Annotated in this window: 11 protein-coding genes; 5 read left to right on the forward strand and 6 right to left on the reverse strand. The window is 58.1% G+C overall.

Annotation, left to right across the window (positions count from 1 at the left end; genetic code table 11):
• Positions 1 to 56: 56 nt before the first annotated feature.
• Positions 57 to 1,061, reverse strand: a complete 1,005-nt coding sequence (gene epmA, locus EMQ_RS03230; RefSeq protein ID WP_026200244.1) for an EF-P lysine aminoacylase EpmA — start codon at positions 1,059 to 1,061, stop codon at positions 57 to 59.
• A 123-nt stretch (positions 1,062 to 1,184) separates the two neighbouring features.
• Here epmA and EMQ_RS03235 point away from each other — a divergent pair, with 123 nt between their 5' ends.
• A complete protein-coding gene (locus tag EMQ_RS03235; protein WP_010666927.1) occupies positions 1,185 to 2,258 on the forward strand; it encodes a lysine-2,3-aminomutase-like protein in 1,074 nt (357 codons plus the stop codon).
• Positions 2,259 to 2,301: 43 nt separating this feature from the next.
• Here the strand turns inward: EMQ_RS03235 and EMQ_RS03240 are convergent, their stop codons facing one another.
• Positions 2,302 to 2,691 (reverse strand): hypothetical protein, encoded by a 390-nt coding sequence (locus EMQ_RS03240; protein ID WP_018308474.1) that lies wholly within the window; start codon positions 2,689 to 2,691, stop codon positions 2,302 to 2,304.
• A gap of 209 nt (positions 2,692 to 2,900) precedes the next feature.
• On the opposite strand from EMQ_RS03240, the gene EMQ_RS03245 reads away from it, so the two are divergent.
• The 3 genes from EMQ_RS03245 (at position 2,901) to EMQ_RS03255 (ending at position 8,978) form a co-directional block, all read left to right on the forward strand.
• Positions 2,901 to 3,524, forward strand: coding sequence for a thioredoxin domain-containing protein (locus EMQ_RS03245; protein ID WP_026200242.1), 624 nt, complete (start codon positions 2,901 to 2,903; stop codon positions 3,522 to 3,524).
• An 80-nt stretch (positions 3,525 to 3,604) separates the two neighbouring features.
• Complete coding sequence (locus EMQ_RS03250; protein WP_010666772.1) at positions 3,605 to 8,158, forward strand: AAA family ATPase; 4,554 nt, start codon at positions 3,605 to 3,607, stop codon at positions 8,156 to 8,158.
• Entirely contained in the window at positions 8,151 to 8,978 is an 828-nt protein-coding gene (locus EMQ_RS03255; RefSeq protein WP_010666773.1) for a hypothetical protein, read from the forward strand. Before EMQ_RS03250 ends, EMQ_RS03255 begins: the two co-directional genes overlap by 8 nt.
• 165 nt (positions 8,979 to 9,143) lie before the next feature.
• On the opposite strand, the gene EMQ_RS03260 is transcribed toward EMQ_RS03255, so the two are convergent.
• The 4 genes from EMQ_RS03260 to EMQ_RS03275 all read right to left on the reverse strand — a co-directional run bounded on the left by EMQ_RS03260 (position 9,144) and on the right by EMQ_RS03275 (position 12,877).
• Positions 9,144 to 9,392, reverse strand: coding sequence for a hypothetical protein (locus EMQ_RS03260; protein WP_132012077.1), 249 nt, complete (start codon positions 9,390 to 9,392; stop codon positions 9,144 to 9,146).
• A 196-nt stretch (positions 9,393 to 9,588) separates the two neighbouring features.
• Positions 9,589 to 11,232, reverse strand: a complete 1,644-nt coding sequence (gene groL, locus EMQ_RS03265; protein WP_018308472.1) for a chaperonin GroEL — start codon at positions 11,230 to 11,232, stop codon at positions 9,589 to 9,591.
• Positions 11,233 to 11,288: 56 nt separating this feature from the next.
• Complete coding sequence (locus EMQ_RS03270; protein ID WP_010669365.1) at positions 11,289 to 11,582, reverse strand: co-chaperone GroES; 294 nt, start codon at positions 11,580 to 11,582, stop codon at positions 11,289 to 11,291.
• A gap of 347 nt (positions 11,583 to 11,929) precedes the next feature.
• Entirely contained in the window at positions 11,930 to 12,877 is a 948-nt protein-coding gene (locus EMQ_RS03275) for a LysR family transcriptional regulator (protein ID WP_231368009.1), read from the reverse strand.
• A 327-nt stretch (positions 12,878 to 13,204) separates the two neighbouring features.
• Between EMQ_RS03275 and EMQ_RS03280 the strand changes: the two genes are divergently transcribed.
• Positions 13,205 to 15,610 (forward strand): TonB-dependent receptor, encoded by a 2,406-nt coding sequence (locus tag EMQ_RS03280; protein WP_018308471.1) that lies wholly within the window; start codon positions 13,205 to 13,207, stop codon positions 15,608 to 15,610.
• Positions 15,611 to 15,650 lie beyond the last annotated feature (40 nt).

The following is a 15,650-nucleotide window of genomic DNA, read 5'->3' on the forward strand; positions in this document are numbered from 1 at the left end:
CCAGTCCGGCTGGAGAGTGTGACTACAGTTTGATTGGACAGGATGCTTGCGCGAAATCAGCCCATCCACAAGATATCTGACAGACGCGGCGCTCCGGTCGCCAGCATCACCAGCCGGTCAAATCCCAGCGCGATACCCGATGTCGGCGGCAAGGAAGGCAACGCAGCCAGAAGATTTTCGTCCATTTTCCAGTCTGGTCGCTCTGGATATAGGGCCGCCCGTCTTTTCCTGTCACTATCGAAACGTTCTCGCTGCTCTTTGGCGTCGGACAGTTCCTCAAACGCGTTCGCCAGTTCGACATCCCCGATATACAGCTCGAATCGGAGCGCTACACGCGGGTCTTTTGGACAGCGACGCGCCAGAGCCGCCTGACTGGCGGGCCAGTGCGTGAGAAAGGTCGGCCTGTCTCGTCCGATGACAGGCTCCACCCGCTCAAGCAGCAATCGAAAAAAAAGATCTTCCCACTCTTCGTCCGCCCTCAGGACAGCGCCGGCCTGTGCTGCCAAGGCTTCCGCATCATCGGCTGTCGCCAGAACATCAGCACCAACATAACGCTGAAAGGCGTCCGCGACGGTGAGCCGCTCAAACGGCTCCGTAATCGGGATCACGCATCCATCACGCTGGACGGCAGGAGGAAGAAGTGTGCGAACGAACGTTTCCGTCTCGTCCATCAGACCATCAAGGCTGGCACCCGGTCGATACCATTCCAGCATGGTGAATTCGGGCGCATGCAGGGCGCTGCCTTCACCATTACGCCAGACCCGCGCCAGCTGAAAAATTTTCTGCCCCGTCGCCGCAACAATGCGCTTCATCGCAAATTCGGGACTTGTGTGCAGGAAAAGAGCCTCCCGTTCACCGGTCGGCGCTTCCCGTTCCGTGGCGAACACATGGAGATGCACTTCTTCACCGGGCGTCGGCACCGCATAAGGCGTCTCGACTTCCAGATAGTCTCGACCGTCAAAGAACGCTCTTGCTGCCTGCATCATCAGGGCACGACGACGTAGCAGCGGCAGGCGTTCCGCGATGCGTGCAGTGTCCTCTTGTGCCCTGCTCTCGCTCATGCCTGTGCTCCCTCGCCTTTTCATGCGACGACTGATGCCGCGCCTGTCGGACTGCCGCAAGCCAACCACAGTTTCGTTGCCTGAATATTGCGGGAAAGCCTGCGAAACCATTAGAAGCGGCTCATGTCGTCCTCCCGCATCTCTGCCGCCGGTCTCAATTCAGCCCACACAAGAACACTCCGGACACCGGAAGAACTTGTGAACGCCGGCTTTGTGACGCACGGCACCATGCCTGCCATCGGAGAGGTTGCGGAGAAATATGCCACTGCCATTCCGCCTGCTTTTGCGGATCTGATCGAAACACCGGATGACCCCATCGGTTTGCAGGTCATTCCCTCTCCGGATGAACTGGTCGTGGCCCCACATGAACTCGCCGATCCGATTGGTGACGACGCCCTGTCGCCCGTGCCGGGGATCGTCCATCGCTACGCCGACCGCGCCCTGCTGAAACCGCTACTGATCTGCCCGCTCTACTGTCGCTTCTGTTTCCGGCGCGAGCATGTCGGACCCGATGGCGGTCTCCTCGACGAAGAGGCTTTGGCTGTCGCGTTTCAATGGCTGAGGGAAAACTCCGCCATTCGGGAGGTCATTCTGACGGGTGGTGATCCGCTGATGCTCTCGTCAAGACGGCTTGAGCATATCATACGGGAACTGGCGTCCATCCCACATGTCACGACCTTGCGGATTCACAGTCGTGTCCCGTTGGCTGCGCCCGAGAAAATAACAGATGCGCTTCTGGACGCCATGGATGCGGACAAGGCGGTGTGGATGGTGGTTCATGCCAATCATGCGCGGGAATTCAGTGCTGCTGGACGTGAAGCTCTGAGAAAAATTCAGCGCAGAGGGATTCCCGTTCTGGGTCAGTCGGTTCTTCTACGGGGCGTCAATAACAATGAAGCGGCTCTGGAAGACCTGTTCCGGGCTATGGTCGAGAGTCGGATGAAACCCTACTATCTGCACCAACTTGACCCCGCCCCCGGCACAGCCCGCTTCCATGTTCCCATCGAGGAAGGACGCAGACTTCTCGCAGGATTGCGAGGGCGTGTGACCGGCCTGGCCTGGCCCACATACGTGCTCGATATTCCGGGGGGATATGGGAAGGTTCCGCTGGGACCGGACTATGTTGAGCCGTCCCTGAGCGCGGTCAGCGATCCGAACGGGCAGAGACACGCCATTCGTACGCCGAACAGTCAGTAAAAGTGAATCTGTGTGGCAGCCGAAGCCGCCACACAGACAGGCATCACATATGGGTCGCGTCTGGAGCAGGCTGCCCCTGAGGAGCCGGACCATTGGTCTGCGGAGCACTGTTGCTAGGGGTCATTGTTCCCGGCTGGGTTGAATGTTCGACGTCATAGGCCGTGGCTTTTTCAGCGTAGGTTCCTTTTGCGCCCGGATGCTCCTTGTCATACAGAGCGGCCTTGGCACGGGATTCCTTGCGGTAGCGGTAACGGACATACATGCCGGTCACACAGCCACCCATAGCTCCGAGCACGCCGTGATGATTGGCTACGTGGCCCCCCACGGCGCCGGCAGCACCGTATTTGATGCAACCGCCGGGTTCGGCGTGCGCGACCGGAACCACACCGACAGCCATCACAGCCGCGAGGGAAAGAGAGAGAAGTTTTTTCATTACAGCGCCATTTCAAAAATCAGGTTCCACCGCAGCAGAACCAACTGTCTGAGTTTGCCCCAGAATTGCGGCGAAAACCAGAACAACGATAATACTTTGTAACATTTCATAGCTATTGATAGTCTGTCCGGGCTTGACGTTCTCCCATCAGACCAGCCATGACCTCCGGCAGTTTTCTGAAGTGGCCCAGTTTTGCGGAGTTCCATGTCATGTCGCTTACACGCCGTGCCCTGCTAGCAGTCGCCGTTCCGGCCACGATTGCCCCGAATCTGCTCGGTCAGGCTCTGGCCGCTGATACAACCGACCCCCGCATGACCCCGCGTGCATTCGGCAACCCGAACGCCAAGGTGGTGGTTGAAGAGTGGTTCTCCTTCACCTGTCCGCACTGCGCCCGCTTCGAGCTGGATGTGTTTCCGGAAATCCGCAAGAAGCTTATCGACACAGGCCGCATCCGCTACGTTTTCTGCGATTTCCCACTTGATCGCACGGCCCTGATGGCCACGCAGGTGGCCCGCAGCCTGCCGCTCGAACGCTATGAGCCGTTCATGACGTCGCTCTTCTCCAATCTCGACCGCTGGGCTTATGGCGAGAACGTCAATCCTGAAGAACAGCTTCGCAAGATGGCTGGTCTCGCGGGCATGTCGCCGGCCGAGTTCGACACCGCCGTCAACGATGTCGCGTTCCAGAACGCCATTCTCGCCGAACAGACCCGTGCCGAGAAAGACTACAAGATCGACAGCACCCCAACCTTCCGTTTTAATAACGAAGTCTATCGTCAGGGTGAGCTGACCTATGATGCGTTCGAGAAAAAAGTCATTGCGGCTGGCGGCTGAAGCTTCAGCCGGACTGACGGTCTGACGGCGAACGCCCCATACATCGTGTCTGACATTCACACATCTGCCCGGGGGACTGGATGAGCGCACGCTTCGTCCAGCTTCGTATTGCGGGCTTCAAAAGCTTTGCCGACCCGGTCTCCGTGGATATTCTCCCCGGTCTGACCGGTATTGTCGGACCGAACGGCTGCGGTAAATCCAATGTCGTGGAAGCGCTGCGTTGGGCCATGGGTGAAAGTTCGGCACGCTCGCTGCGTGGCGGCGAGATGGATGACCTCATCTTCGCCGGAACGACCAATCGCCCTGCCCGCAACCTCGCCGAAGTCACGCTGGTTCTGGAAAACGCCAAGGGGCTTGGCCCCGGCCCATTCGCCGAGCAGGACGATCTGGAAGTGTCCCGCCGCGCCGAGCGGGGTTCCGGCAGCGATTACCGCCTGAACAGCAAGGCCATCCGCGCCCGCGACGTCCAGACGCTGTTTGCCGATCTCGCCTCCGGTGCACGGTCTTCGGCCATGGTCAGTCAGGGCCGTGTCGCCATGCTGGTCGGCGCACGCCCGGAAGAGCGGCGCACCATTCTGGAAGAAGCTGCGGGCATCACAGGTCTGCACGCGCGGCGGCATGAAGCCGAACTGAAGCTCCGCGCCACCGAAACCAATCTGACTCGCGCCGAAGACCTCCGCACCCAGCTGGAGAGCCGGCTTGAGGGTCTGACCGGCCAGTCCGAGCAGGCGTCCCGCTACCGGGAACTGTCCGCCAATCTGCGTGACGCCGAAGTCTCCTTGCTGGCTTTGCTGCATGCCCGCGCCCGACAGCAGGTTGAACGGGCCAAACTTGCTGCCGTGCAGGCCCGTACTGCCCTGATTGCCGCCGAAGAAGCCTCCGAAACTGCGGTTCTTGCGGATTATGAAGCCGACAAGGCACTTCCGGCCATTCGTGAAGCCGCTGAGCTTGCCCGCACAGCGTTGGAACGTCAGAGAGTCGCAGCGGAAGGCGTGGCGCTGGAAGAACAGCGTGCCGCGCAGGCTGCGAAAGCCGCCACAGAACGGCTCCGGCAGAGCGAAGCGGATCGGGATGCCGCCAAGTCCCGACTTGAAGACGCCTCCGCCACACTGACACGCCTGCAGGAAGAGATGGCGGCTGTTCAGGCCGCTCGAGCCAGCCTGCCTGACAGACAGGCAGAAGCAGAGACAAATCTTACCAGCCTTCAGGCTGCGCTGCAGGACGCCTCTGAAACGCTGGAACGGTTGATGACCGAGGCGACTGCGGCGCGCACACGATCCGAACAGGCGCAGGCCGCTCTTGAAGCCGCAACCCTGCGCCATACTCGTCTTGCTGAAGATCATGCCGCGCTGAAAAAGCAGATCGAAGCGTTGCAGGCTGAACTGCCTGCGCAGGATGTGTTGACGGAGGCAGAGGCTTCCGTTCAGCGGGCGGCAGCAACTCTGGCAACCTGCCGGGAAGAGGCGGATGCAGCTGCACAGAAGCGGTCTGAAGCACAAGTCGCGCTTTCCATCGCCCGTAACGCTGCGGAAACGACCAGAACCCGACATATCGAATGTGAGAAGGCCCTTGCGACGGCCACGGCCACTCTCAACGGTCTTTGCAAGGACCGTGACGCACTGGCTCAGCGCAAGGAGCAGACAGAACGGGAACTGATCCCTGATACGCAAAGGAGCGCGCTGGCGCAGGCCGTGACCGATGCAGAAGCCGCACGGACACAGGCTGTAGCCGCACTGGAGTCAGCCGAGACCGAACGGGCCGCAGCGTCCACTGCGCTGGTCGAAGCCCGTGGACGCATGCAGGAGGACAACGCCACCCGCGCCTCAGTCGCAGCAGCCGTTCAGTCAGCCGAGGCCGCTCTGCGACGTGCCGAGCAGGAAGCCACAACTTTCACACGGGAACTGGCGGCGGCTGAGCAGAACGCCGTGCCGGATTCCGTTCTGGAACAGGCCCAGAGCGCTCGTGCGGCAGAAGAAAAACGCCTGACTGATGCAGAGCAGGCTCTTGTCAACGCGGAAGAGGCCGCCACCCAGGCAGCAAAAGACGCACAGGAAGCCGAAGCCACACTTGGAGCCCTGAAAGCCGAGCTGACCCGTCTGAAAGCGCAGATCGAAGGGCTGTCGCAGGCTCTCGGTGCTGATAGGGAAGAAGACGAAGCCAGCCCTATTTCCGGGCAGCTGGATATTCCAGATGGACTGGAAATCGCCCTTGCGACGGTGCTGGCTGAGGGACTGGATGCGCCGGATGCGGCTGTCGCGCCGGATGCGCCACGCTCATGGTCGTCGCTTGGACCGCTCGCCTCGCCGCCCACTCTTCCTGCAGGAGCGACCTCTCTCGCTTCCCTTCTCGACGCCGTCCCACCTGCCCTCGCCCGTGCTCTTGGACAGGCAGGACTCGTGGCAACCGTGGCGGAAGGCGATTCGCTGTTCTCCGCACTTCAGGCCGGACAGTCGCTCATCACGCGTGATGGCGCATTCTGGCGTTGGGATGGCTATCGCATCGCCGCCGGTCAACCGAGTGCGGCAGCCCAAAGGCTGGCGCAGCGTCGCATTCTCAAGGAAACGCAACTTCGTTTCGACGAGAAAGCGACTGACCTTCCGGTAGCGGAGCAGAAAGCAGCCGAGACTGCTCAAGCACGCACTGCGACGGCTGAGGCGGTCCGCAAGGCTCGCATGGACCGTGCTGCGGTCGAAGGAGTCCTTGGGAAAGTGCGGACGACGGAAGCAGAGACTTCACGTCGTCACGCAGCTGCCCGAGCCAGACTGGACGCCGTGCGCCCGCAATGTGAACGGGCGACACAGGCTCTTGTCGCAGCAAAGCAGGCCGTCGCAGACGCACAGGCCACGCAGCAGGCGCTTCCCGCGCCGGAAACACTTCGCAAGGCACATGAGGAGGCCAAGGCTCGCGACCAGAAGGCCACGCAGACTGAATCTGCCGCACGCGAAACCCGTCGCAAGGCGGATGCAGCCTTCGAGCAGGCGCGACGGGCGCAGCAGGAAACCGAGACGCGCCACGGAAATGCCGAATCCCGTCTCGGCACCATACTGCCCGAACTGGCCCGCCTCGATTCCGAACGGGGCAAGGCGGAAGAAACCGTCGAAGCGGCTCGTCTGGCGCTGGAAGCATCGTCCGATCCCGCATCGGCTGCTACCGCACTGAAAAATGCAGAAACAACGGCTCGGGAAGCTGAACAGGCTGCCGCTGCTGCTCGCGCAAAACTTGAGGCCGTTGGTCAGGAGATGGCCGGGCGAGAAGCCGCTCATCGCGCCATGCAGGAAAAGACGCTGGAGATACGCTCGCGCCTTTCAGCCACGGAACCTCGTCTGGCTGCACTGGATGTCGAGTTGAACGAAGCAGCTGAAACGCTTGAAGCGGCAGAAGCGGCTCGTGCGGCGACAGTGCTCGACGATCAGGCTTCAGACCCGATTGAAACATTACGTGAAAAGATTTCTGAGCTGCGTCGCGAAGAGCAGGCTGGGCGTGAAGCACGCGCCGCTCTTCTCGCTGAGGTCGGCACACTGACCAGTCAGGAAACCGCACTTCGGGATTCTCTGTCGGAATGGACCAGCCGCGCCAAGGCTGCCGAAGAGCAGTTAGCTGAGGCTCAACTGCGTTTTGATGCTGTTTCCGCCGACCATCAGACCCTGACGGCTCTGCCTGATGAAGCCCGCCAGCTTCGTGAGCGGACTGCGGCCACGCTGACAGAAGCAGAGGAAAAATTTGCGACGGCCAACGCGGCGAGAGAAGCTGCCGAGAACCGACTGAAAGACGCGCAGGAAGCGCGGCGTCGGACCGAAGGCGAATTGGCGACCGCTCGGGAAAATCTGCTCCGTAGTGAAGGCAAGAGTGAGCAGGCTCAGGCCATTCTCGATCAGCTTCTGGCCGAGACGCCCGAGCCTCCCACAGCACCGGTCGGAGATCTCACGGAATCCGCAGAAACCGGGCTTCGACGCAAGATTTCCCGCCTGACCCGTGAACGGGAAGAGCTTGGCCCGGTCAATCTGCGCGCCGATATCGAGGCGCAGGAAGCCGAGCAGCAGATCGAGGTCATCCGGCGCGAACATGGCGAAATCGAAGCCGCCATTGCCCGGTTGCGCGGATCGATCGGGAGCCTAAACAAGGAAGGGCGTGAACGCCTGATGGCGGTCTTCACACAGGTGGACCATCACTTCCAGTCCCTGTTCTCCCGCATGTTCGGCGGTGGGCGTGCTCATCTGGGTCTTGTCGGCAGCGACGATCCGTTGCAAGCTGGCTTGGAAATCTATGCCCAGCCCCCGGGCAAGAAGCTTGCCACATTGTCACTTCTCTCGGGTGGCGAACAGGCATTGACGGCCCTATCTCTGATTTTTGCAGTCTTTCGCTGCAATCCGGCTCCGATCTGCGTATTGGACGAAGTCGACGCTCCACTTGATGACGCCAATGTCGGCCGCTTCTGTGCGCTGCTTGGCGATATGGTCAACGAAGCAGGAACACGCTTTCTCGTGGTGACACATCATCAGCTTACAATGGCTCATATGGACCGGCTCTACGGCGTAACCATGCAGGAACGCGGTGTGAGTCGCGTGCTGTCTGTCGATCTCGACAGGGCTGCGGCGATGGCCGGTGAACGTAAAAAGGAAGAGGCTCATGCCTGATCCTGACATACAGGACTCCATAGACGACCAGAAACCGAAGGCGTCTTTCCTGACCCGTTCCTGCCGCCGGAACGTTCTGATCGGGCTGTCAGTCATTGCCATCGCCGGTGGTGGACTGCTGTGGCGTGATTCGCATGCCGATGCGCTGCTGACCCGGATCCATCATGGTCTGGTCATCTGCGCGAGCGGAAAGGCGGCTACAACTACCCTTCCCTCGCCGACAGCGGAAACATCACGGACCGATAAACTTCTGGCTGAACTGCCGCTACCAACCCCGGAAATTCTCGATACGTCCAGCCTGCCGACGATGGTGGCGCTGGATGTGGTCCGTAATGATGACGGCAAACTGGCAATTGCGGGCAATAACGCTCTTCCGCTGCACGATGCGCTGAAACTTTCCTACAAGCGGCATGAACTGGTGATGCTGTCTCTCCGTGGGATTCCTGCGACCGAAGTGGTGAAGGAACTCCGGGCGACCGGCATGAGAAAAAGAGCCGTCCTGATGGCTCATGATCTCATGTCCGCCCATGACGCCCTGGAAGCTGACCGCGCTGTCGTCGTGGCGATGCCGGTGCAGTCCGCGTCGGATGCCCACAAGGCGAAGCTGCTGGCAGGACGCCATCCCTACGCTCTCTATCTACCAGCCAACGCCTCTTCTTCACTGTTTGCAGCCGCACATCGTGATGCGGACGCGGTCATCGTTTACAGCCCTGATCCCAGCGCCAATCTTCTGGCGACCCAAAAGCTGCTCGATGAGCCGGTGGATATTGTCGTAACCGAGCATCCTGATCGGCTGGCCAGCATGATGGACGGCATCTGAGGCAGTCTTAAAAGTAATAAACGGTAATCTCGTGGAGCTTTGGGTTCTCTGGAGCCAGTTTGATGTTACTGCGCAAGGCTGGCCACTGATGGATGAGATTTCTGAAATACGGAGCCTCAATCCAGCCCAGTCGCCTTGAATGAGGCAGCTATGGTTCCTTCAGAATCATCGAAGATGGTGACCTGAAGCCTTAAGTGAAAGTCTATAGGCGCGTCTTTTTCTAATCATTTCATCAGAAATGAGGACGACAAGCATCAACCCGCGTATCGACTGCACTCTGTCAGCAAGACACCTTTCCACGCCAACTTGAATACGGGCGGCGCAGGCAGGATTAGGTTTTACTTCTGCTTCCCCAAAAAAATCAGTCGCTTTGATGCTTGATATTTCTCTCATACGAGAAGATGGCAGAGCCATGCTCTGTCCGTAGTTTACTGATCACAAAGCACGCAAAAATCTGCAGACTCTTCAGGACCTAGTCCCACATCCGGCAAGTCCTTCTGATCCCGCTCGGCCAAAAGAAGAACGCCGCTCAGTTCTACCTATCACCCCAAAGAAAAAGGGAGAGCGAAACCGCTCTCCCTCTTCCGGAAACAGTGTCTGAACGAGTGGATCAGAAATCCATGTCGCCCATGCCACCCATTCCGCCACCACCCGGCATCGGCGGAGCTTTTTTCTCCGGACGCTCGGCAACCATGGCTTCAGTGGTGATCAGCAGACCAGCAACCGAAGCTGCATCCTGCAGAGCCGTGCGGACAACCTTCATCGGGTCGATGATACCAGCCTCGACGAGGTCCTTGTATTCACCAGCCTGTGCGTCGAAACCGAAGGTATAGGTGCTGTTTTCCAGAACCTTGCCTGCGATGACAGCGCCGTCTTCACCCGCATTGTGCGCGATCTGACGCAGCGGAGCCTGAAGAGCCTTGCGGATGATTTCGCCGCCGACCTTCTGGTCTTCGTTGTGGTAGTGCAGGTGGCCAAGAGCCGTGGAAGCGCGGGCCAGAGCCGTGCCGCCGCCCGGAACGATGCCTTCTTCAACAGCAGCGCGGGTTGCGTGCAGGGCATCGTCAACGCGATCCTTGCGCTCTTTCACCTCAACCTCGGTGGAACCACCGACGCGGATGACAGCAACGCCACCGGCGAGCTTCGCAAGACGCTCCTGCAGCTTCTCACGATCGTAGTCAGAGGTTGTTTCCTCGACCTGAGCGCGGATCTGGTTGCAACGGCCCTTGATGTCGTCCGCGTTGCCAGCACCTTCAACGATGGTGGTGTTCTCTTTCGAGATGTGCACCTTCTTCGCCGTGCCGAGCATCGGCAGCGTCACGCTCTCAAGCTTGATGCCGAGGTCTTCGCTGATGACCTGACCACCGGTGAGGATGGCGATGTCTTCCAGCATGGCCTTACGGCGATCACCGAAGCCCGGAGCCTTCACGGCAGCGATCTTCAGACCACCACGCAGCTTGTTGACGACGAGCGTGGCCAGAGCCTCACCGTCGACGTCTTCTGCAATGATGACCAGCGGACGACCGGACTGCACAACGGACTCAAGCAGCGGAAGGATCGGCTGCAGGGAAGACAGCTTCTTCTCGTGGATGAGGATGTACGGGTTGTCGAGATCAGCCGTCATCTTCTCCGCGTTGGTCACGAAGTACGGGGAGATGTAGCCGCGATCGAACTGCATGCCCTCAACGACGTCGAGCTCGGTCTGGATGCCCTTGGCTTCCTCAACCGTGATCACGCCCTCGGAGCCGACCTTCTGCATCGCCAGCGAGATCATCTCGCCGATCTCTTTCTCGCCATTGGCGGAGATCGTGCCGACCTGCGCCGTCTCGGACGGAGACGTCACCTTCTTGGCGTTCTTCTTGAGCTCTTCAACGACAGCGGCCACAGCCTTGTCGATGCCGCGCTTCAGATCCATCGGGTTCATGCCAGCAGCAACGGCCTTGTGACCTTCGCGGACAATCGCCTGAGCCAGCACGGTGGCTGTGGTGGTGCCGTCACCGGCCACGTCGTTGGTCTTGGACGCAACTTCGCGCACCATCTGGGCGCCCATGTTCTCGAACTTGTCGGCAAGCTCGATCTCTTTTGCAACCGACACACCGTCCTTGGTGATGCGGGGCGCGCCGAAGCTCTTGTCGAGCACGACGTTACGGCCTTTCGGGCCGAGGGTCACTTTTACGGCGTCGGCAAGAATGTCGACACCACGCAGCATGCGCTGACGCGCTTCACCGCCGAACTTTACGTCCTTGGCAGCCATTGGGAATTCTCCTTGAAAATGAAAACGAACGTTTAAGGGGGATCAGAAGCCGGTGATCAGCCGGCGATCACGCCCATGATGTCGCTTTCCTTCATGATCAGCAGCTCTTCACCACCGATCTTGACTTCGGTGCCAGACCACTTGCCGAACAGCACGCGATCACCAGCCTTCACATCGAGAGCCACAACCTGACCCTGTTCGTTACGTGCGCCGGGACCAACGGACACAACCTCGCCTTCCATCGGCTTTTCCTTGGCCGTGTCAGGGATGATGATGCCACCAACTGTCTTTTCTTCGCCGTTCAGGCGACGGACCACTACACGATCGTGCAGGGGACGGAATTTCGTCATTATGGATTGCTCCACATTCTGTTTGGGACGACGCCCTCGTTTCTAAAGCAACGTCGCCGCGTGCCACGCGCTCTACGCCGCGGTGCGTTAGCACTCCCACCCCGGGAGTGCCACGTATGGAGATAGGTGTGCCTACAGGGGGTGTCAAGACGGTTCGGCACTTTTCTCTCGTGAGTGCCAATTACAAGAATTTAACAAGATCTTTTTAAATCACCGCCAAGAAAATTTAGGAAATTTTTATTTTAAATTGACTGCATACGAACGTAGCCCGCTTCCCCTGAAGACCGCCCTTTTCTCTCTTGATGGATAGAAGCAGAAACGTCCGTATCAACAAGGAGTGGCGTCTCCTATCGAACAACACGCCCGCTCTCTGCCTGAGCGATGACCCATGTATAAAAAGCCGATGCCTCCCGGCTCGTTCGCCGATGCAGTGTCAGGACATAGCCGTTCTCGCTTTTGATCGGCGTCGGCCAGAGTTTGACCAGTTGTCCCGTCTCCAGCGCCGTATCAATCAGGGGATGCCAGCCCAGAGCAATACCTTCGTTCTGACAGGCTGACTGCATCAGAAGCGGAAAATGACTGAATGAGCGAAACACGTTCAACTGACCACTCAGTGTCTGCGGACGATCGCTCCCCACCTTCCGGAACCAGCTCTCCCAGTTCAGCCACAATTTCCCGTCGCCTTTCAGGTGCAGGAGCTGAGCCTTGCGTATCTCTTCCACGCTATCGAATGGCCCGTGGTGATCCAGATAAGTTCGTCCACACACAGGATAGACTTCCTCCTGAAAAAGCATTTTTCGTTGGAAAACTGGATCATCTTCCCTGATGGGACCGGGTTCAAACAGGATCGAAACATCAGGTCGAATATCACCAGACGCCGTCTCGGACAGATTTCTCGTGGTGACGATCTGGACTTCCACATCGGGGCAAAACCGTTCGAAGTCTGACAGACGTTCCATGAGCCAGGTGGCGCCAAACCCGTAATCGGTGACCACGGCGATCTGTCGTCGTCCTACCGCCGTAGCAGCGATCTCTCCCAGACAGGTGCGGATGCGTCCGGTGCTTTCCGTCGCGGCGTCGAACAGCAAACGCCCTGCTTCCGTCAAAATCACACCGCGATGTCCACGTGTGAACAGCGGATGACCGATCACGCGTTCTATCTGCCCGATCTGTCGACTGACATTTGGCTGTGTCACGCCCAGTTCAGCAGCGGCAGCACTGAAGCTACCCAGCCTACCCACAGCCTCCAACAGGCGGAGATGGGCAAGCACATATTCCACTACGTAAGGTGTCATAATTCAGGGTTATATCACACATAATAAACGCACTACATCACAAACAATCATGTTTTGTGGTTAATAGTGAAATACACCATATGAACGTTATATTTTGCGCTCCTTACGGAACCCAGTCGATGCCCCACCTATCGTCCCGTGTCGTTTCTCACCACGGAATCCAATTCCAGAGCCATCCAGGCAACACAATAATCAACGAAAATAAATCGGATAATATCCATATAATCCATACCACGATGTCCTGTCGATAAAGCCACACCCCGCCTCTCACCCATTCAATGCCCTAGCGATCATCGCGCATGCATTTTCCTAAAAAGGCCTGTGGCTATGGAATTCCATTTTCTTCTGAACGGTACGGTTGCAACGGCCTTTCTCATATCGGCCAATTCCGTGGCTATCGCAGCCACCGATGCCTCCCACAAAGCAGGCGATCTGGGCGGCGCAGGCATACCGCACGCAACGTCGCACAAACCGGCTAGGGGCCTGAAATCAGTCAAACAGAAAGACCCTGAACAACTGACAGTCAGCGCACGACGCTCTTACGCCCGCGGCATCACCGAAACGATTTCCTCGGAAGTGCTCGCAAGGTCTGTGCCGGGCACAAACCCTCAGAAAGTGCTCGCAACTCGTCCGGGCGTGATGTTCCAGTCTGCCGATCCACAAGGTCTGGATACATGGTCAGCCCAGTTTTACATGCACGGGTTCCTGCAAAACCAGATTGGCATGACACTCGACGGTATACCGCTCGGCGATCAGGAATTCCGCTCTCTCAATGGTCTGAATACGACAGCCGCCATCGCTTCCGAAAATGTCGGTCGCGTCAACATGTCGATGAGCGCAGGCGCGGAATCCGTCGCCAGCACGTCAAATCTGGGCGGCTCACTTGAGTATTTTTCATCCGACCCAACGCACGAACATCATCTGACGACAGCACAGACTTTCGGAAGCAACGCCGCCTATCACACCTTCATTCGTGCCGACAGTGGCGACCTGAACCAGATCGGATCGCGCTTCTATGTCTCCTACATGAGAAACAACACCGACAAATGGAAAGGCGGCGGCAACCAGTTCGCACAACAGGTCAACGCGAAATTTCTCCAGCCTATTGGTCAGGACAGCCGTATCTCAACCTTCTTCGACTGGTCCGACAAGGATCTCTACAATTATCAGGACATGTCCTTCGACATGCTGAAGAACGGCGGCTACAAACTTGATAACTTCGTCGGAACACCCGACGGTTATGCCAAGGCCTATCGACTGGCCCAGTCGCTCAACAATCTCCCCGGCGGTGCTATTCCTGCCGGTTATTCACGGATGTCAGACCCTTGGGACGCGTCCTATTATGACGCCGTTACCGCAGAACGGGATTATCTAGGCGGCCTGACTGCGGATTTCTCCCTGACACACGCCCTGCGCTGGAAAACGACCATTTATGGTCATGGGCAGTACAGACGAGGTGGCTGGACAACGCCTTACCTCACTTCGCCCAACGGAGCGCCGCTGGCTGAGCAGATCAACGCCAGCAACACGCAGAGATACGGTTTCACATCCGCCCTGACCTACACGATTGCCCACAACGATATCAGCGCTGGCGTCTGGTACGAAAACTTCCATACCCAGATTGGGCGTTACGGTATTGAGCAACCTCTTCTCGGAGAGGGATCGCCCATAAATGCACTAGGCACCCTACCCGCCGGCTATCAGGATTTCTGGTCACAGACCTTCAACTCCAACAGCTTTACGGCATTTGTGCAGGATACGTACCATCCAATCGAAAATCTCGCCCTGCATTTCGGCTTTAAATCCCTGCTGCAAACCGTGCGAGCAGGACAGAACGCCAATGACGCGTCCTACACTGGAACAGACGCCATTGCCGCTGGCAGCATGACAACGGCCCGCGCCTTCTTGCCGCATATCAGCGCTGACTGGCATTTCCTCCGTCATCACGAGCTGTTTTTCGATATCTCGGAAAACATGAAAGCCTACCCTGTAGCTGCCTACAAACAGGGTGCCTCGCCTTTTGCTGTCACCCAGAGTCAGTTCAATCAGATCCGTGGCGGGCTGAAACCGGAAACCGACTGGAATTATGCAGTGGGGTATCGCTACCTCGACAAGATCCTGTCTGCATCGGTGTATGCCTATCACACGGACTTTCATAACCGACTACAACAGACGACATCCGGAACAATCGTCAATCCGATCTCGACGGTCGCCAATGTCGGGTCCGTGACCATGAACGGCGTGGATGCCGGGCTGACAATCCGTCTGCTACGTGACGTCTCACTTTATAACAGCGTGAGTTATAATCACGCGACTTATGGTGACAATCTTGTCGAGGCTGGCGTGACGTACGCCACCCATGGCCAGCAGATCGTCAACTATCCGCGCTTTATGTACAAAGCCAGCCTGTCCTACAGTCATGGCGGGTTCGAAGCGCATATCGACACCCAATATCTCGGCCAACGCAATTTCAGCTATGTCGGCGACATGAAAGCGCCCGGTTACTGGCTGGAAAATCTGGGCATGCGTTATAATTTCGGCAAGATGGCGCAATACAACCGCAATCTCGATTTTGTAAAAAACATAACTCTTTCCTTCGACATCTATAATCTAGCCAACCAGAAATACATCGCGACGATGGGTGAAAACGGCAACCCGGTGTCAGGCGACTACCAGTCTTTCATGGTTGGCGCTCCGCGACAGTTCTTCGGTTCCATCAAGGCAGAATTCTGATCTCAACACCCTTCAGAACACTCATCCCGCAGGAAACAGT

Origin of the sequence: Acetobacter aceti NBRC 14818 (assembly GCF_000193495.2) — a bacterium.
GTDB lineage: Bacteria > Pseudomonadota > Alphaproteobacteria > Acetobacterales > Acetobacteraceae > Acetobacter > Acetobacter aceti.

Excerpts from the sequence above, each read along its gene's own strand:
- epmA (WP_026200244.1), bottom strand. The coding sequence starts at position 1,061 with ATGAGCGAGAGCAGGGCACAAGAGGACACTGCACGCATCGCGGAACGC.
- EMQ_RS03235 (WP_010666927.1), top strand. The coding sequence starts at position 1,185 with ATGTCGTCCTCCCGCATCTCTGCCGCCGGTCTCAATTCAGCCCACACA.
- EMQ_RS03240 (WP_018308474.1), bottom strand. The coding sequence starts at position 2,691 with ATGAAAAAACTTCTCTCTCTTTCCCTCGCGGCTGTGATGGCTGTCGGT.
- EMQ_RS03245 (WP_026200242.1), top strand. The coding sequence starts at position 2,901 with ATGTCGCTTACACGCCGTGCCCTGCTAGCAGTCGCCGTTCCGGCCACG.
- EMQ_RS03250 (WP_010666772.1), top strand. The coding sequence starts at position 3,605 with ATGAGCGCACGCTTCGTCCAGCTTCGTATTGCGGGCTTCAAAAGCTTT.
- EMQ_RS03255 (WP_010666773.1), top strand. The coding sequence starts at position 8,151 with ATGCCTGATCCTGACATACAGGACTCCATAGACGACCAGAAACCGAAG.
- EMQ_RS03260 (WP_132012077.1), bottom strand. The coding sequence starts at position 9,392 with ATGGCTCTGCCATCTTCTCGTATGAGAGAAATATCAAGCATCAAAGCG.
- groL (WP_018308472.1), bottom strand. The coding sequence starts at position 11,232 with ATGGCTGCCAAGGACGTAAAGTTCGGCGGTGAAGCGCGTCAGCGCATG.
- EMQ_RS03270 (WP_010669365.1), bottom strand. The coding sequence starts at position 11,582 with ATGACGAAATTCCGTCCCCTGCACGATCGTGTAGTGGTCCGTCGCCTG.
- EMQ_RS03275 (WP_231368009.1), bottom strand. The coding sequence starts at position 12,877 with ATGACACCTTACGTAGTGGAATATGTGCTTGCCCATCTCCGCCTGTTG.
- EMQ_RS03280 (WP_018308471.1), top strand. The coding sequence starts at position 13,205 with ATGGAATTCCATTTTCTTCTGAACGGTACGGTTGCAACGGCCTTTCTC.